The sequence below is a fragment of the Chryseobacterium sp. genome (genome assembly GCF_029240215.1).
Lineage (GTDB): Bacteria > Bacteroidota > Bacteroidia > Flavobacteriales > Weeksellaceae > Chryseobacterium.
On record NZ_JARBTK010000002.1, the window covers coordinates 101,201 to 118,119 of the forward strand.

Here is a 16,919-nt window from a genome sequence, read left to right on the forward strand (position 1 = left end):
TCCTATATTTGCACCACTTAAAAATAAGGACATTCCTCCTTAGCTCAGTTGGTTAGAGCATCTGACTGTTAATCAGAGGGTCGCTGGTTCGAGCCCAGCAGGAGGAGCAAAAAGACTTACAGAAATGTAGGTCTTTTTCGTTTTTAATCCTCCCAGTTTTTTAATTATTTTAAAATTTAAATTCCTGAAAAATAATCTGATAGCCTGCTTCCCGTAATTTTGAGCAGAAAATATTTGTTTGATATTGTTTTTCATATTATATTTGCACCACCTTAAAAGAGGGACATTCCTCCTTAGCTCAGTTGGTTAGAGCATCTGACTGTTAATCAGAGGGTCGCTGGTTCGAGCCCAGCAGGAGGAGCAAAAGACTTACAGAAATGTAAGTCTTTTTATTTCAATATAAATTTTTATCAGTTATTGCCTTAAAGCTTCGTTTAAGCGCAATATTCATAGGTTATTTTCGTTACATTTGCATTTAACAGATAAATACAAAAGTCTTTTAAAAACTTTTAAATTTTAATAATAAACAGCACAGTTTTTGTTTAGCTAAATGCTTGAAGATACGAATGATGTCAACCAATCAATTTAAATATAGCTTCCTTTATATTTCTCTTTTAATAACCAGTCTTTTTCATGCTCAAAATACAGCAAACGGAAAAATTGTAGATGCCAAAACAAATAAAGAAATCAATGCTGTTGAAATCTTTATCAATGACAGCAATACACCCGTTATTACTACATCTTCTGGAAATTTCAATGTACAATCGGATAGCATTATTTATAAATTAAAATTTCAGAAAAAAAACTATGCCTTAGAAAGTATTGAAATAACTCCCGGCAAAGCCAGTAATCTTGTCATAAAACTTTCTTCCGAAAAAGTAAGCAGCATTGAAGAGGTTGTCATCCACAACGAAAAAACAAAATACAAAAACAAAAAAGAAAATCCGGCATACAGAATCATGCAGGAAGTCTGGAAACGTAAGAGAAACAACGGTCTTGATAAATTTGACACCTATACTTACAAAGAATACGAAAAAATTCAGTTTGATGCCAATAACTTAGACAGCGCATTCATGAACAGAAAAATCTTTAATAAATTAGATTTTATCTTTGATTACGCCGATTCTACCGCAAGAGGGAAAATGGCACTTCCTATTTTCTTAAATGAATCTATTTATACCAATTTCGGGGAAAATAAACCCGGTAAGAAAACAAAAAAACTTCTTATTGCTCAAAAAACATCCGGTTTTCAGGATAATCAGGTGATTTCGATTACGGCAAAAAATCTTTACCGCGATATCAATATTTACGATAACACTTTAAACTATTTCGACATTGGGTTTCCGAGTCCTGTTGGAACAGACGGTTTCAGTACATATGATTATAATTTAGTTGATACCATTTCAGTGCGTGGAGAAGACGCATATAAAATACGCTATCAACCGAGAAGAACTGAGGTTTTGGCTTTTCAGGGATATCTTTATATCGACACAGATTCTTACGCAGTTTTAGGAGCCACTTTAAAATCAACAAACAAAATCAATGTCAATTTCATCAATTCCATTTCCACTGAACTGGAATATGATAATCCTGATGATGCAACATTTTTACCCAAAAAATTCATTACAGAAATTGAAATGACTCCTTTTTCAAAAAAGAAGACAGCAAAAGGTATTGTTGCCAAACGAACCGTCGATTATTCTGAATACGATTTTAACAAACCACTTGATAATTCTGTTTTCACAAGAAAAGAGGAAGAATATGATGCCAAATTTGTCGATAAAGATGATGCTTATTGGGTAAAAGCAAGACCCGATTCTCTTTCAAAAACAGAACAGGGTGTTTATGAAATGCTTGATAAGCTTCAGCAGACACCAAAATTCAATCGTATTGTAAAATTATACGAAACGCTTGCTTCACAATATTACAACATCACAAAAGGCATTGATATAGGTCCTATTTTTTCAATCTACGGAAAGAATGACGTAGAAGGCGACAGAATAAGATTGGGAGCCAGAACGTATTTTGGACAAAATGATCCGTGGAGAATTCAGTTTTATAATGCATATGGTTTTAAAGACCAGCAGTTTAAATACGGTGTTGAGGGACGATATATGTTCAACAGAGTCAATCGTTTCATGATTGGTGCCGGAACAAAAAGAGATATCACCCAACTCGGAGTACAATTAACTACAGAAGACGGCATTATGTCTCGTTCATTTGCCTCCTCAACAGTTTTTGCGAGAGGTGAAAACGCTTCTTTAAGCTCGGTCAACCAGACAAGTATTTTCACTTCTATTGAACCCTGGAAAAACTTTCAGGTAAGAGTAGATGGAACGATGCAAAGTATTAAATCTGCCAATCCATCAGGTTTTAGCCTAATGTATTACCGAAATGGCGAATTGAGAAAAACGACGAATGATTCTCACGTTACCATCAGTTTGATTGCAAGACCGGGAGCGAAATTTTCCCAAACCGGAGTTGACCGATACGAACACGGAACTTTAGCTCCTACAATTGTTTTGAAATACACGAGAGGTATTGAAGGTTTATTTAATGCTGATTTTAATTATAACAAGCTGCAGTTTATGTTTTACAAACCCATTCTTTTGGGAAGCTGGGGAAAAACATTGCTGAATTTTGAAGCTGGGAAAAACTTTGATACAGTTCCTTTGGCATTACAGAATGTTATTCCCGGGAATCAATCGTATGGATTAGTTCCGAATACTTTTGCACAGTTGAACTATTATGAATTTGTTGCCGACACTTATTCAACTCTTCATATTGAGCATCATTTTAACGGTAAAATACTTTCATTTATTCCTTTAATTAAAAAACTGAAGCTAAGAGAGGTCGCATTTATCAGAGGTGCTTACGGATCTTTAAGTGATGCTTCAAAAAATATCAATGTTGAAAATTTAAAATATTCTGCGCCTAATGAGCAGGTTTATTACGAATATGGTTTTGGCATTGAAAATATCGGTTTTGGAAATATCAGAATTTTCCGTGTAGACTTTAACTGGAGAGGAAACTATCTTGACCGACCAGATGTTTCTAAGTTTGGAATTAAAGCCGGTTTTCAGTTTGGGTTTTAAAATTGTTTGAAATGTACTTCTTTAATGAACCTACCGAACCTTTTACCTACTTTACATATTATGACATTTTATTTTTATCAATAATAGTCTTCGTAAATTATCTTCTATATATTAAAAAGATTATAATAAAACGAAACACAATTTTCAAGGTTGTAGTATTTTTATTATTCTTCTTTTTCATACCCTATATCTCTACTTTAATAGAAACAAGAAATGTTTATAGAAAATTCGAAGTTGTTGATAGCTTTAATCTTTGGTATTTGATACTAAAATATCCTGTTTGGTGGATAATTGGCACTATGCAAATCCTACTTTTATCTAAAACGCTACACACAAAATCTATATCATAGTTTTATTATTTCGGCGGCGGGCTTTGCCCGCCGCCGAAATAATAAAACTCACAATTAAACACAAAAAATCCTCAGCATAAATGCTGAGGATTTTTTATTTTATAACGCTAAATTAAATTATGCGTTTGGTTCAATAGATACGTAAGATCTGTTGTTTGCTTTCTTTCTGAAAACTACTTTACCGTCAACAAGTGCGTGTAAAGTGTGATCTTTACCCATACCAACATTTTCACCTGGGTGATGTTGAGTACCTCTTTGTCTGATAATGATATTACCAGCAATAGCTTCTTGTCCACCGAAAATCTTCACACCTAATCTTTTAGAATGAGATTCTCTACCGTTTTTGGAACTACCAACTCCTTTCTTGTGTGCCATTTTATTTTAAGGTTTTTTGGTTTAACAATTATTCTGCGCTTTCAGCGTCAGCTTTTTTAGTTGTTTTTTTAGCAGGTTTCTCTGCTTTTTTTCCTTCAAATCCTGTAATACCAGTGATTTTGATTTGAGTTAAAGATTGTCTGTGACCGTTTTTAACCTCATAACCTTTTCTTCTTTTCTTTTTGAAGATGATTACTTTATCAGCTTTTACGTGATCAAGGATCTCTGCCTCTACAGTGATACCGCTTACAGCTGGGGCGCCTACAGTGATTGCTCCGTTTACAGTAAGAAGAATTTTATCGAAAGATACTTTCCCTCCTTTGTCTCCTTTCAAACGGTTCACAAACAACTTCTGGTCTTGCTCAACTTTATATTGAAGCCCTGCTATTTCTACAATTGCAAACATTGTCTATAAATTTTTAGTTAATTCGAGGTGCAAATGTACTGATTATATTTTAATTAAGAAATACTATTTCTAAATTTTACAACATTTTCCAAAAAACAAAGTTCAACCCGTTATTATAGAAAATATTATTATTAATAAATTGTACTTTTGAAAAAAATACTCATGAGATATTTATTACTTTTTATCAGCTTTATTTCAATAGCTTCATGCACCGTATATGGAGTAACCAATGATTATAAAAAACTCTCTGATGCAGAAAAAACTCAGATCGTACCTCTGAAAGATTTTGCCAGTATTGATAATACCCAGATTTATAAAATTAACGGACAGCAGCTGAAAACGGAACTTGCAAAGCATCCAAAATCTTTAGTTTACATTTTCACGAATGGCTGCACTTCACAATATTGTCTTCCGATGTCAAATTACGAAAGATTCGCAAAAGAAAATAACTACAAGCTTTTCCTTGTAATGGAAGGTTATTCGCATCTTCATAAGACCACTGAGCAACGTTCAGAGGTTTTCAGAGAACCGCTATATTCAATTGATAACGATTCTTACAACTCCTGGTATTCTGTAAGATATCACAGACTTTTTGCAAATGAATTGCGGGGAATTGAGAAAAAAGCAAAACCAAAATGGGAAGGAAATTTATATTTCTTCAACTATGACAAATTAGAAAAAGTTACAAGCGAATTGCCTCAATAGTATGAAAAGAGATCTCTACATCGATTTTGCGAAAGGTTTAGCCACGCTTTCCATTATATTTATTCATACTGCATTTTGGTCGGGGCAGTTTTATATTATTCCTGAAATCCGTGTGTTTTCATTGGTTTTTGATGTTGCACTTTTTTATGCGTTAAGTGGAATCACTTCCGGATCAAACATCGAAAAAACCCTGTACAGATTACTTAAATTACAGATCACTTACATGATTTTTGTGACGCTTCTGTTTTTTTTAGATTATTTCTTTAAAATTTTCGGGCTTACGTTTTTCTCACTCGAATGGTTGCAAAGCTTCTATTCTACTTTCGGGTCAAAATATGCTGCGACAAGTATTTCAACAGCACCACAATGGCAAAATTTGGGTAATTGGTATCTTCACGAATATTCAAATGCCGACACTTTTCCGGTTGTGATGGGGAGTTTCTGGTATCTGAAAGTTTATTTTATCTTAACTGTTTTCGGCGTTTTAATTTTAAGATTTTTCCCGAAACACGTCAATTGGTTTATAGGAATTTGCATTGCTTTAACTTTAATATTTAATATTTTCCCTGAAATTTATCCAAGCGGACAGGTCGGATATGTCGCTTTTTACATGACGGTTTTCCTTATCGGAAATAGAATGCGTGGCAAAACAATCCCGACAAAGATAATTCCTGTTCTATACGGACTGGTTGCGGCTGCATTATTTTGGATGTTTTTGTATTACGGGAATGAAATTTTCTTTAAAATCAATAAACAGAAATTTCCTCCTCAAACACCTTACATCATCTGGACATTATTTTCTCTGACAACATTATTCGTTTTTTACAACCGATTAAAAATCACAAAAGAAAGTTTCGTCACCCACATCGGGAAAAATGCCATTTTCTTTTATTTCGGGCAGGGAATCAGCTCTTCATTGGTTTATTTTCTCGTTGTTCCGATGAAAGAATTGATGCCTTGGTGGGTTTTGATGGTAATTATCTACGTTATTAATGTCATTTTAGCATTTATCATTGCTTCCGGATTAAAGAAATTTGATGCTTTTGGCTGGAGAGTTTTAGAATTTCTGCGTAAAAAAACCGCTCAGTAATTTACTGAGCGGCAATATTTTAAATTTCAAAGCCTAATCTCTTGTACCTCTTCCTCCGCCTCGTACGAGTAGTGCAATTACAATGATAAGAACAACTCCTCCAATAATTAGATAAGTAGGATCCATGTACCACTCTTCAGTTGTTGTGGTTTTGGTAGAAGTCGTCACAGGTACAGTATCCTGAGCCGATGCCATGATACCGAAAAATAAAGTAAGAATTGTAAATGCAAATTTTTGCAATTTTTTTGTAAGTAATGTAATATTCATGATTTAAGATTTTAATGTTGCTTTACTTTAATCCAACTCTGTGCCATAGATGATTACACTTGTAGAAATTTTTGCAAATAAAAATTAGAATTATTGAATGTTAATTTTATTAATTAAATTTACCGAAATTTTTAAATCATGTTTAAGTTGAAACTTCCTACCGATCCGAGGTGGGCAAATATTGCGGAGGACAACATTCAGGAAATTTTAACCGATCATGCATGGTGCGAACAGAAAGCTGCAACCAATGCGATCGGGCTTATTACAATGCTTCCGGAACGCCCGGACATCGTAACAGAACTTTTGGCAATTGCTCAGGAAGAGCTTGAACATTTTGGTCAGGTTCTAGAAATTATCATAAAACGAGGCTACACTTTTGGTCGCACAAGAAAAGATGATTACGTCAACGAATTGGTGAATTTTATTCAAAAAGGCGGGCACAGAGATACTTTAATTGTTGACAAAATGCTTTTTGCGGCAATGATTGAAGCGAGAAGTTGTGAGCGATTTAAAGTTTTAACAGAAAATATAAAAGACGAAGAACTAAAAACATTCTATAAAGAACTGATGATTTCCGAAGCCAATCATTATACAACATTCATCGGCTTTGCAAGACAACTTGGTGATCCCGAGAAAGTAAACAAACGTTGGGAAGAATGGCTTGAATATGAGGCTAAAATCATCAAATCTTACGGAAATAAAGAAACCATACACGGATAAAAATAACATTGAAAAAACTTACATTTGAAAATCTGACCAATTTTTTCCTGAAAAACTTTTTTCAGGGGCTCTTGATTATTGGTCCTATCGGATTGACAATATTTGTAATTTGGTATATTATTTCTTCTATCGACAACATCATTCCTTCTTTAGCAAAAGAAATTCCGGGATTGGTTTTTATCTCCACGATTTTTATAACCGCAATATTGGGTTATCTCGGCAACAAATTCGTAGTCGGAAGATTTTTTGTAGATGCAATTGACCGTATTTTAGAAAGAACTCCCGGAATAAAACACATTTACTCTCCCACAAAAGACGTAATGTCTTCATTCGTAGGTGATAAGAAAAAATTCAACGATCCCGTTTGGGTAAAAACCAACGAAAATCCGGAAATCTGGAGAATAGGGTTTCTGACTCAAAAAGAAATGGCGGATGTAGACAAGCACAATTTTGTGGCAGTCTATCTTCCCCATTCTTACGCAATTTCGGGATGGGTAATCATCACCGAAGAAAAAAATATCAAACCTGTAATAGGAATGACTGCAGCTACTGCAATGAAATTTGCTGTAAGTGGTGGTGTAGCAGGTTTTCATTCTGACGAAAATATATTCAAAGCTCCGGAATAAAGATTTCATAATAACCCTATGTTGATGTCTCATCAATATTCTCTTTAATATTATGTTAAATCAAAATTCTCGATACGATGGATATTACTTTAATGACTATTCTGTCTTTTCTTCTTAATTTTTTAAATTCTAATCATTTTAATCATATGAACAACAATCCCCTTCTCAATTGTGACTACGAAAAAGGTGTGTGTGAAATTCTGGAAACACCCGCAAACGAAACTTCTGCTGCTGAATTTGAAGCAGTGAAATCTGATAAGATCAGAATTATTTATTACACAGATCCTATCTGCTCATCATGTTGGGGAATTGAGGCTCAGCTCAGAAAATTTAAATTAGAATATGGCTCAGCTGTAGATATTGAATATCGCATGGGCGGTCTTTTACCTTCCTGGGACATTTATAACTCAGGCGGAATCAGCAAACCGAGTGATGTTGCAGGACACTGGGAAGAAGTTAGCCCGCACTACAAAATGCCAATCGATGGCAGCGTTTGGCTTGAAGATCCTTTAAACTCATCATATCCTCCGTCAATAGCTTTCAAAGCTGCACAAATGCAGGATCAGAAAAAAGCAATCATATTTTTAAGGATCATCCGTGAAATGGTTTTTCTTGATAAATTAAATATCACCAAAACTGAACATCTTGAAAAAGCCGCAAAGATGGCAAAATTAGATGTTGTACAATGGAAAGAAGATTATGAATCTAAAGCACAGATTGAGTTTAAAAAAGATCTTGATCTTGGAAAACAATTGGGTGTAAGAGGATTTCCTACGTTGATTTTTGTAAAAGACGACGAGATGTTAGATATTCTATATGGTTTCAAACCTTACGAAGAATTTGAGAAAAGAGTAAAAAAGATCGATCGCGAAGCCAAGAAGAACAAATATTCTGCAGAATGGGAAAACTTGTTTGCAGTTTATCCAACGCTGACCACACAGGAATTTGCTGTACTTTCTAATATTTCTTTTGAAAAATCACAGGAGTTTTTATTAAATCTTAGCACTGAAAATAAATTGGAGCGCAAAGAAATTAAAAATGGTGATCTTTGGATTTTAAATTCTAATTCTAATTAAAATGGGCAAAGTTGCAATTGTAGGAGCCGGAGTTTCAGGATTGAGCATGGCCAATTATTTAGAAAAAAATAATATCGATTACCATCTTTACGAGAGACGAACAAAAGATGATCTAAAAGGTCACGGATTTATCCTTCCAAAAGAAGGAATTGAATTTCTTTCGCAGATCATTGATATTGATGAGCTTTACACGAAAGGAAGCTTTCTAAAAAAATATATCCATTACTGTCACAACGGAAATGTGCTTTCCGAAAAAGATTTAGACAATGTTTTTGTGATTTCGAGAAGTACTTTAATTGAAGTTTTAAGTCAAAATATTCCAGCGGACAAAATTTCGTATAAAAATACGCTTAATCTTACAGGTTTTTCTGAAGGAAAAGCAGAGTTGGAATTTGAAGACAATACAAAATTACAAGCTGATGTTGTAATTGCTTCAGATGGTTCCCGAAGCAGAATCAGACGAGCAATCTTTCAGGATGAAGTGATGAAAGCGGTAAGGGAAAATGAAGTGGTTAACATCATTGAGAATGAAAAAATTGCCAGCCAAATTGAAGGTAACTTTCATAAATTTCACCATGAAAACGGCGGATTAACTTTCGGAGTTTTAAAACTGTCTCCAACCAAAATTTTATGGTATTGCCAGTTTGACATCACCCGTTATTTCATTAATGAAGATTACACTGCGGACTGCATCAGACAATTTATGCTTGATCATTTCGGAGACTGGAACCCTTTGGTTTCTTCAATTGTCAAAGAATCAAGCTACGAAAATGCGCATATCTGGAGAGTCTATGAATTGGAAAAATTGAATCCTTTTCATCATAAGAACATTGCATTTTTAGGTGACGCCGCACATCCTCTGATTCCTTTTACAAGTCAGGGTGTAACTTCTGCTTTAAAAGATTCTTATATTCTGACGCAGCTTTTATTAGAAAATAAAAACTTGCAGGAAACCTTTGAAAAATACGAGCAGGAAAGAAAACCGGAAATAGAAATTCACATTAAAAATGGCAGAATTTTGCTTGAGCAATTTCTATTACCTATAAACCAACAACCAAAAGACACCTTACCAATCTCTTACAAATAATATGTTTAATAATACTGATATAAATTTTGAGGCTCTCAAAAAAAAGGCTTACAACGGAAGATGGGCGACTTTGGAAGACGGAATTATTCCTCTGACTGCTGCTGATCCGGATTTCAGAATGTCTACCGAGATCGAGCAAGGCATTATTGAATATATTAAAGACGGATACCTGAGCTACGGACCGTTTTCCGGCTTGCCTGAATTTAAAAAAAGCGTTGCAGAGCACTTCAACACAGGAAAAAATGGAAACTTTACTCCTGAAAATGTATTGGCGGTCAATAGTGCAGCGATGGGAATGTTTATGGTTGCTAAATATGTTTTAAATCCCGGCGACGATGCGATTATTTTTGATCCGGTTGATTTTTTGTTTAAAAAAACGGTCGATGCAGTTGGCGGAGTTTTGAAATTATGTCCCGTAGATTCTCAAACAGGAGATATTGATTTTGAGATGTTGGTTTCCTTAATTGGTCCTAAAACCAAATTAATCAGCATTTGTAATCCTCATAATCCGGTTGGAAGGGTTTATTCAAAAGAAATTTTGAAGAAAATCTCTGAGATTGCAGCTGCTCATAATCTTTGGGTAATGAGTGACGAAATTTGGAGCGATATTGTATACGATAAAAGAGAATTCAATACTTACTCATCAGTTTCTGAAGAAGCTAAAAAGAAAAGTTTTACCGTGTTTGGATTTTCAAAATCATTTGGAATTGCAGGCTTAAGAATCGGCGCGGTTTTATGTAATGATCAGGAATTATTAGAAGATTTCACAGAAAAATCTCACTTTAATTCTACTATTGAAGGTGTTTCCACTTTGTCACAAATTGCAGGAAGTGTGGCGATCGACAGAGCAAAACCTTGGTTTAACGATTTCCTTACTCATCTTCAGCATAACAGAGATTTGGCTCACAGCATTTTGAGCAATTCAGGAGTTTTATCTCCGAATCTTCCGGAAGCCACTTTTGTCATTTTCCCTAAAATTGAAAACGGAATGTCGAGTGACCAATTTGCTCAACACGTTTTACAGCAAGGAAAAGTTGCCGTTGTTCCCGGTTCTGAACGCTGGTTTGGAAAAGGAGCGGAAGGTCACATCAGAATATGTTTTTCTACTTCCAGAGAAATTTTAGAAGAGGGTTTGAGCAGGATTATTAAAAGTTTTTAGAATTAAATTTAAAGAGGCTGCAAAATCTTAGATTTTGCAGCCTCTATTTTATTATGATATATATTCATAGGATTGCATCCTATCCTTTATTAGGTCGTCCCTTCGGGACTTAAATTACTTCTTAGAAATCTTGTACAGTTTTCCGCTGTCGGTAATTCCGTAGAGGTTACCGTCAGATCCATTCAAAACATCTCTGAATCTTTCTTTTTGGTCTAAAAGCAATCGTTCTTCTCCTACAACTTTATTGTCTTTCATCACAATTCTGTTAATGTGTTGTCCGCTCAAGCAGGCAATAAACAAGTTATTTTTCCATTCTTCAATATTTCCGGTGTAGAAAGTAACACCACTTGGCGAAACTACAGGATCCCAATAATAAACAGGCTGTTCGGTTCCTTCTTTCTGCGTCGTTCCGTTGTTGATTTTTTCTCCGGAATATTCAATTCCGTAAGTCACATCGCCCCAACCATAGTTTTTCCCGGGTTGAATGAGATTGATTTCATCTCCACCTCTCGGTCCCATTTCAATATCCCAAAGCTGACCTTTTTCATCTAAAGCTAAACCTTGTGGACTTCTGATTCCAAAGGCATAAATTTCAGGTTTGTAACCATCTTTTCCAACGAATGGATTTCCCGGAGCAGGTTTCCCATCTTTGGTAATTTTTAAAATTTTACCTAAATAATTATCCGTCTTTTGAGCATAAACTCTGGTTTGTTTATCAGATCTTTCACCCGTGCTTACAAACAAATTTCCGTTCTTATCAAAAACAAGACGGCTTCCGTAATGTTTGTCGCCATCGTAAGAAGGTGTCGCACGGAAAATCACTTTTACATCTTCAATTTTTTTCATATCAGAAGAAAATTTCCCTTTGGCAACCGAAGTAAGGTTTCCGTCACCAAAAGGCTCAGAAAAACTAAAATAAATCATTTGATTAGCTTTAAAATCAGGATCCAAAGCGACATCAAGCATTCCGCCCTGTCCTTTATCATCCACTTTCGGAAAACCTTCGATTTTAGAAATCTGTTTTCCGTCTGCCGAAACGATATTCATAAATCCCGATTTTTCTGTAATCAAAAATTTTCCGTCAGGCAAATTAATAATTCCCCAAGGTCTTCCTAAATCCTTATTTAAAACTTCAACATTGTAAGGAGTTGATGTTTTTACCGTAGAGATTCGGGTTTGACCTTCAAAAGCCGGTTTGTAGCTTGTATTTGCTTTTTCTTGATTTGCTGAAGGTTCGCTGGGTTTGCCTTTTCCCTGACATGAAACAATCATTGTTGCTGAAACTAATAAAATGGGTAAGAGTAACTTTTTCATAACTAATATTTAAGTGGTTACGAAACAAGTGTAAAAATAATGCCACAAAAAATTGTCAGATTAAATTTTTATTCTACATTTGTAGAACGAAATACAAAAACGTAGAACATGAAAGAAATAAAACTGACAGATTCTGAAGAAGTGATCATGGAAATGCTTTGGGAAAAAGAAAAACTTTTCATGAAAGAAATTCTTGAATCTTACCCCGAACCCAAACCGGCATCTACAACTGTTGCAACTTTACTAAAGAGAATGCAGAACAAAGATTTGGTAGGTTACACATTGTACGGAAATTCGCGAGAATATTTTCCCAAAGTGAAAAAAAGCGAATATTTTAAAGAGGAAATGACTTCAATGATTGACCGTTTTTTCAACAGTTCAGTAACTCAATTTGCATCATTTTTTACATCAAATACGAAATTGAGTCAAAAGCAATTGAAGGAACTTCGTGAAATTATTGACAAAGAAATAAAAGAATAATCATGGAAACGATCATTCTAAAAGTAATTCTTTGCTCAGGAATTGTACTTGGTCTTTACTATTTATTCTTGGCAAAAGAGAAGACATTTACATTCAATCGATTTTATTTATTATTGGGGTTAGTTTTCTCATATTCAATTCCTTTTGTGACAATTGAGACACCACAAATTGAAGACAGGAAGCCAACTATTATTTTTGAGCAGGAAATTCCGCAGCAGATTTTACAGACTCCGATTGAAGCTCAAACAGAAGCTTTTGATTACATCCAATTATTATGGATTGGGTACTTCGTAATTTTAGGAATATTGATTCTGAAAATCTTGTATTCAATTATAAAAATTAAAAGTTTAAAAGGCAGAAAAATTATTTATCAGAACAGAGCTGTTGTTTTACTTGACAAAGAGATTGCTCCATTCAGCTTCTTAAACATCATTTATCTTTCTGAAAATTATTTCAAAGACAGAAAAATTGACGAAAGGATTTTTCTTCACGAGGAAATTCATGTGAAACAAAAACATTCATTTGATGTCCTTCTTGTCGAAGTTTTAAAAGCATTTTCATGGTTTAATCCATTTATTTATCTCTATAAAAATGCAATGATAACCAATCACGAATTTTTAGCCGATGAAGAAGTTATTACCAAAAATGAAGATATTAAAAACTACCAAGAATTAATTCTTAACGAGGTTTTGAAGCAGCAAAATTTAAACCTAACCCACCAATTCAATTTCAATAACACCAAAAAAAGATTTATTATGATGACCAAAAGAAATTCAAAATTTGCAAAAGCAAAAAAATATCTGGCAATTCCTGCATTTGCAGTTTTGGCTGTACTCTTTGCAGAAAAAGTTTACGCGAATGATTCATCGTCAGAAAATTTAGTTGAAAGCAATATACTTTCTGATGATCCATATACTGAGTTTAAAAAGATATTATCTAAATACTCAGAACTAATTGAAAAGAAGGAATATGCTGAATTTGAAAAGAAAATTTCAGATGAAGAGAAACAGAAACTTGCTGAACTCTATGCCAAACTTAGCAATCAGCAGCAGAACGAACAGCCTATTATATTTTTAAATCTGTCTGATTATAAAAAAATAGTTCCCACAGAAAAACAGATTAATGATTTTTCGAATGCACAAAAATATTTAGCAGTGATTAACGGTAGACAAGTTAGTAATACGGAACTGGCAAAATATAAAAGCTCAGACTTTTCATATTATTCAATAACCGAAAGCAGTTCAAAGCCATTCTCTGTGACTTTAATGACCAATTCTTATTTTAAAAAATACGTTAAAGAAAAAAATCCGGTTATGGCTTTCGTAAGTTCTGATATAACTCCTCCAATTAGTAGAAAATCATTCTCACAGGATACAATTACACCTAAAAGAGATGCAGAAGCAAAAGTATTAAAACAGAACTCTACTAAAGATAAGGATCTTTCCATTCCGCCTCCACATCCTCCATCAGCAAATTTTGTACAGGCATCATTTCCCGAAGGCATGAATATATTGAGAAGCAAAGTAGCCCAAAATTTTGACGGCTCTGTTTTTAAAGGTGACGAAGGAACTGTAAAGTCAGCAGTTTATATTGTAATTGATGAAAATGGTAGTGTTGATAAAGTAGTAGCAACAGGAGATAGCAAAATATTTAACGACGAATCAGAACGTGCAGTAAAATCAGTAGTTGCCAAAACAAAATGGAAACCCGCAACAGACAATGGTAAACCTGTAAAGACAACATTCAGTTTACCATTAACAATGACATTTGAATCCGCCAAAAAAACACAATAAATTATATTCAGGAGTTCGTTTTCGGACTCTTTTTTATTTCATAAATTTGATGTATGAAATTTAATCTTCAATCAGAATATAAACCAACTGGTGATCAACCAACAGCGATCAAAAAACTGACCGAGGGTTTGGAAATCGGTGAAAAATATCAGACTTTACTTGGGGTGACGGGTTCCGGTAAAACATTTACGGTTGCCAATGTTGTTCACAATACTCAGAAACCTACTTTAGTTTTAGCTCACAACAAAACTTTGGCGGCTCAGCTTTTCATGGAGTTTAAAGAATTCTTCCCGGAAAATGCTGTTGAATATTTTGTAAGCTACTACGACTATTATCAACCAGAAGCCTATATCGCAAGTTCAGGAACCTATATTGAAAAAGATTTAAGCATCAACGAAGAAGTAGAAAAACTTCGTCTTTCAGCGATTGCAAGTTTACTGTCAGGAAGAAGAGACGTTTTGATTGTAGCTTCGGTATCCTGTATTTATGGTGTTGGAAATCCTGCCGAGTTTCACAAGTCTTTAATTTCACTGCAAATTGGTGAAAAGACAACAAGAACTTCACTTTTACATTCATTAGTTAATGCATTATATTCCAGAACATTGGCAGACTTCTCAAGAGGTACGTTTCGCGTGAAAGGTGATGTGGTAGATATTTTCCCTGCTTACGCTGATAACGGAGTGAGAATTCAATTTTTTGGAGATGAAATTGAAAAAATCCAGAGTTTTGATCCCGTTTCCGGCAACACTACAGGAAATTTTGATCAGATTCAGATTTACCCGGCAAACCTTTTTGTCACTTCAAAAGAAACTTTGAATGGAGCCATCAGAAATATTCAGGATGACATGGTAAAACAGGTCGATTTTTTCTCTGAAATCGGAAAACCTTTAGAATCAAAGAGACTTCAGGAAAGAACTGAACTCGATCTTGAAATGATCAAAGAATTGGGTTATTGCTCAGGAATTGAAAACTATTCTCGTTATCTTGATGGAAGACTTCCCGGATCAAGACCTTTCTGTCTTTTAGATTATTTTCCGAAAGATTATTTAATGGTTATTGATGAAAGTCACGTTACCGTTCCGCAAGTGCATGCAATGTACGGTGGTGACAGAAGTCGTAAAGAAGCTTTGGTGGAATACGGATTCCGTCTTCCTGCCGCGATGGATAACCGTCCGTTGAAGTTTGAAGAGTTTGAAGCCATTCAGAATCAGGTAATTTACGTTTCTGCAACTCCTGCTGATTACGAATTGGAAAAAACGGGTGGAGAATATATCGAACAAATAATTCGTCCGACCGGACTTTTAGATCCAATTATAGAAATTCGTCCTTCTTTAAATCAGATTGATGATTTAATGGAGGAAATCAGAAAACGTGCTGAAATTGATGAAAGGGTTTTGGTGACAACTTTGACCAAGAAAATGGCTGAAGAATTGACTAAATACTTCACAAAATTCGGAATCAGAACAAGGTATATTCACTCGGATGTTGAAACTTTGGAACGTATTCAAATCATGCAGGATCTCCGTCTTGGAATTTTTGATGTTTTAATTGGTGTCAATTTGTTGAGAGAAGGCTTAGATTTACCGGAAGTTTCACTTGTAGCAATTCTTGATGCAGATAAAGAAGGAATGTTAAGAAGCAGAAGATCAATGATTCAAACGGTCGGAAGAGCTGCAAGAAACCTGAACGGAAGAGCTATTTTATATGCTGATAAAATCACAAAATCAATGCAGTCAACTATTGATGAAACCGAATATCGTCGACAAAAACAGATGGCATACAACCTGGAACATGGTAAAGTTCCGATGGCATTAAATAAAAAGATCTCTGAAAATCTGGTTGGAAGAAGCAAAGATTTCCCGGACGAAAAATATACTCAAAAACAGATTTTACAAAAAGTTGCCGATGTAAAAGCAACCTACGCAACCAAAGATGTAGAAAAACTGATTGCCCAAAAACAAAAGGAAATGGAAGGAGCAGCGAAAAATTTAGATTTTATAAAAGCTGCGCAGTTGAGAGATGAAATTGCTGCTTTAAAAGGTTAATTTAGATAGATATTAAAAGGTTTCGGCGGCACCAAAGGTGCCGCCGAAACTTTTTTCAATAGAAAATTTTAAAACTTATAAACCTTCGTTGTAGGTTTCTGATAATCAACTTTTCCATCCCGAAGTGGCGTTAGCAAATCCATCAAACCATTTAATTTTATTTCGTAAACCGTAGACAACTGCATTCCCAGTTTTCCTTTTGGCATTCCCTGTCTGTGAAACCATTCAAGGTAACTTATTGGCAGATCAGCTAAAACGGTATTTTGATATTTCCCGAATGGCATTTTTACAACACATATTTCCCGCAAGATCTCCGGATCTATTCCCTGCT

General features: G+C 34.7%; 17 protein-coding genes and 2 tRNA genes. 13 read left to right on the top strand and 6 right to left on the bottom strand.

Annotation, left to right across the window (positions count from 1 at the left end):
* The first annotated feature begins 33 nt into the window (after positions 1–33).
* Positions 34–107, top strand: a tRNA-Asn gene (locus K0R77_RS04360).
* Here the strand turns inward: K0R77_RS04360 and K0R77_RS04365 are convergent.
* A complete protein-coding gene (locus K0R77_RS04365) occupies positions 73–255 on the bottom strand; it encodes a hypothetical protein (RefSeq protein ID WP_300348993.1) in 183 nt (60 codons plus the stop codon). The genes K0R77_RS04360 and K0R77_RS04365 overlap by 35 nt on opposite strands.
* Before the next feature lie 32 nt (positions 256–287).
* Between K0R77_RS04365 and K0R77_RS04370 the strand changes: the two genes are divergently transcribed.
* Positions 288–361 (top strand) — tRNA-Asn (locus tag K0R77_RS04370).
* Positions 362–569: 208 nt separating this feature from the next.
* Positions 570–3,095, top strand: coding sequence for a DUF5686 family protein (locus tag K0R77_RS04375; protein ID WP_300348996.1), 2,526 nt, complete (start codon positions 570–572; stop codon positions 3,093–3,095).
* 467 nt (positions 3,096–3,562) lie between these two features.
* Here the strand turns inward: K0R77_RS04375 and rpmA are convergent, their stop codons facing one another.
* Positions 3,563–3,820 carry a 50S ribosomal protein L27 gene (gene rpmA / locus K0R77_RS04380; RefSeq protein WP_300348999.1) on the bottom strand — a complete coding sequence of 86 codons (258 nt, stop codon included), beginning with the start codon at positions 3,818–3,820 and terminating at the stop codon, positions 3,563–3,565.
* A gap of 28 nt (positions 3,821–3,848) precedes the next feature.
* Positions 3,849–4,226, bottom strand: coding sequence for a 50S ribosomal protein L21 (gene rplU, locus K0R77_RS04385; RefSeq protein WP_076561496.1), 378 nt, complete (start codon positions 4,224–4,226; stop codon positions 3,849–3,851).
* A 162-nt stretch (positions 4,227–4,388) separates the two neighbouring features.
* Between rplU and K0R77_RS04390 the strand changes: the two genes are divergently transcribed.
* A complete protein-coding gene (locus K0R77_RS04390) occupies positions 4,389–4,931 on the top strand; it encodes a hypothetical protein (RefSeq protein ID WP_300349006.1) in 543 nt (180 codons plus the stop codon).
* A 1-nt stretch (position 4,932) separates the two neighbouring features.
* On the top strand, positions 4,933–6,021 hold the full coding sequence (locus K0R77_RS04395; protein ID WP_300349008.1) for an acyltransferase family protein: 1,089 nt from the start codon (positions 4,933–4,935) through the stop codon (positions 6,019–6,021).
* Positions 6,022–6,054: 33 nt separating this feature from the next.
* Here K0R77_RS04395 and K0R77_RS04400 read toward each other — a convergent pair whose 3' ends face one another.
* Positions 6,055–6,288 (bottom strand): hypothetical protein, encoded by a 234-nt coding sequence (locus K0R77_RS04400; RefSeq protein WP_300349011.1) that lies wholly within the window; start codon positions 6,286–6,288, stop codon positions 6,055–6,057.
* Positions 6,289–6,426: 138 nt separating this feature from the next.
* Here K0R77_RS04400 and K0R77_RS04405 point away from each other — a divergent pair, with 138 nt between their 5' ends.
* The 5 genes from K0R77_RS04405 to K0R77_RS04425 all read left to right on the top strand — a co-directional run bounded on the left by K0R77_RS04405 (position 6,427) and on the right by K0R77_RS04425 (position 10,956).
* Positions 6,427–7,008 (top strand): tRNA-(ms[2]io[6]A)-hydroxylase, encoded by a 582-nt coding sequence (locus K0R77_RS04405; RefSeq protein WP_300349013.1) that lies wholly within the window; start codon positions 6,427–6,429, stop codon positions 7,006–7,008.
* An 8-nt stretch (positions 7,009–7,016) separates the two neighbouring features.
* Positions 7,017–7,634, top strand: coding sequence for a DUF502 domain-containing protein (locus K0R77_RS04410; protein WP_300349015.1), 618 nt, complete (start codon positions 7,017–7,019; stop codon positions 7,632–7,634).
* Positions 7,635–7,780: 146 nt separating this feature from the next.
* The gene (locus K0R77_RS04415; protein ID WP_300349017.1) at positions 7,781–8,710 is read left to right on the top strand and encodes a DsbA family protein; all 930 of its coding nucleotides are present in this window, start codon (positions 7,781–7,783) and stop codon (positions 8,708–8,710) included.
* A 1-nt stretch (position 8,711) separates the two neighbouring features.
* Positions 8,712–9,797: an NAD(P)/FAD-dependent oxidoreductase gene (locus tag K0R77_RS04420; RefSeq protein ID WP_300349019.1), complete on the top strand. Its 1,086-nt coding sequence runs from the start codon at positions 8,712–8,714 to the stop codon at positions 9,795–9,797.
* A gap of 1 nt (position 9,798) precedes the next feature.
* Positions 9,799–10,956 (top strand): pyridoxal phosphate-dependent aminotransferase, encoded by a 1,158-nt coding sequence (locus tag K0R77_RS04425; RefSeq protein ID WP_300349022.1) that lies wholly within the window; start codon positions 9,799–9,801, stop codon positions 10,954–10,956.
* 114 nt (positions 10,957–11,070) lie between these two features.
* Here K0R77_RS04425 and K0R77_RS04430 read toward each other — a convergent pair whose 3' ends face one another.
* The gene (locus K0R77_RS04430) at positions 11,071–12,270 is read right to left on the bottom strand and encodes a PQQ-dependent sugar dehydrogenase (protein ID WP_300349024.1); all 1,200 of its coding nucleotides are present in this window, start codon (positions 12,268–12,270) and stop codon (positions 11,071–11,073) included.
* A 108-nt stretch (positions 12,271–12,378) separates the two neighbouring features.
* Here K0R77_RS04430 and K0R77_RS04435 point away from each other — a divergent pair, with 108 nt between their 5' ends.
* From K0R77_RS04435 to uvrB, 3 genes are read left to right on the top strand one after another with little or no spacing between them, the layout of a single operon-like run.
* Positions 12,379–12,750 (top strand): BlaI/MecI/CopY family transcriptional regulator, encoded by a 372-nt coding sequence (locus tag K0R77_RS04435; RefSeq protein ID WP_300349027.1) that lies wholly within the window; start codon positions 12,379–12,381, stop codon positions 12,748–12,750.
* Positions 12,751–12,752: 2 nt separating this feature from the next.
* Positions 12,753–14,543 (top strand): M56 family metallopeptidase, encoded by a 1,791-nt coding sequence (locus K0R77_RS04440; RefSeq protein ID WP_300349030.1) that lies wholly within the window; start codon positions 12,753–12,755, stop codon positions 14,541–14,543.
* Between the two features lie 53 nt (positions 14,544–14,596).
* Entirely contained in the window at positions 14,597–16,588 is a 1,992-nt protein-coding gene (gene uvrB, locus K0R77_RS04445) for an excinuclease ABC subunit UvrB (RefSeq protein WP_300349032.1), read from the top strand.
* Positions 16,589–16,656: 68 nt separating this feature from the next.
* Here the strand turns inward: uvrB and K0R77_RS04450 are convergent, their stop codons facing one another.
* The gene (locus K0R77_RS04450) at positions 16,657–16,911 is read right to left on the bottom strand and encodes a DUF3820 family protein (RefSeq protein ID WP_300350425.1); all 255 of its coding nucleotides are present in this window, start codon (positions 16,909–16,911) and stop codon (positions 16,657–16,659) included.
* Positions 16,912–16,919: the final 8 nt, after the last annotated feature.

Bases quoted from the DNA above. Each gene is read 5' to 3' on its own strand.
- K0R77_RS04365 (WP_300348993.1), bottom strand. From the start codon at position 255: ATGAAAAACAATATCAAACAAATATTTTCTGCTCAAAATTACGGGAAG.
- K0R77_RS04375 (WP_300348996.1), top strand. From the start codon at position 570: ATGTCAACCAATCAATTTAAATATAGCTTCCTTTATATTTCTCTTTTA.
- rpmA (WP_300348999.1), bottom strand. From the start codon at position 3,820: ATGGCACACAAGAAAGGAGTTGGTAGTTCCAAAAACGGTAGAGAATCT.
- rplU (WP_076561496.1), bottom strand. From the start codon at position 4,226: ATGTTTGCAATTGTAGAAATAGCAGGGCTTCAATATAAAGTTGAGCAA.
- K0R77_RS04390 (WP_300349006.1), top strand. From the start codon at position 4,389: ATGAGATATTTATTACTTTTTATCAGCTTTATTTCAATAGCTTCATGC.
- K0R77_RS04395 (WP_300349008.1), top strand. From the start codon at position 4,933: ATGAAAAGAGATCTCTACATCGATTTTGCGAAAGGTTTAGCCACGCTT.
- K0R77_RS04400 (WP_300349011.1), bottom strand. From the start codon at position 6,288: ATGAATATTACATTACTTACAAAAAAATTGCAAAAATTTGCATTTACA.
- K0R77_RS04405 (WP_300349013.1), top strand. From the start codon at position 6,427: ATGTTTAAGTTGAAACTTCCTACCGATCCGAGGTGGGCAAATATTGCG.
- K0R77_RS04415 (WP_300349017.1), top strand. From the start codon at position 7,781: ATGAACAACAATCCCCTTCTCAATTGTGACTACGAAAAAGGTGTGTGT.
- K0R77_RS04420 (WP_300349019.1), top strand. From the start codon at position 8,712: ATGGGCAAAGTTGCAATTGTAGGAGCCGGAGTTTCAGGATTGAGCATG.
- K0R77_RS04425 (WP_300349022.1), top strand. From the start codon at position 9,799: ATGTTTAATAATACTGATATAAATTTTGAGGCTCTCAAAAAAAAGGCT.
- K0R77_RS04430 (WP_300349024.1), bottom strand. From the start codon at position 12,270: ATGAAAAAGTTACTCTTACCCATTTTATTAGTTTCAGCAACAATGATT.
- K0R77_RS04435 (WP_300349027.1), top strand. From the start codon at position 12,379: ATGAAAGAAATAAAACTGACAGATTCTGAAGAAGTGATCATGGAAATG.
- K0R77_RS04440 (WP_300349030.1), top strand. From the start codon at position 12,753: ATGGAAACGATCATTCTAAAAGTAATTCTTTGCTCAGGAATTGTACTT.
- uvrB (WP_300349032.1), top strand. From the start codon at position 14,597: ATGAAATTTAATCTTCAATCAGAATATAAACCAACTGGTGATCAACCA.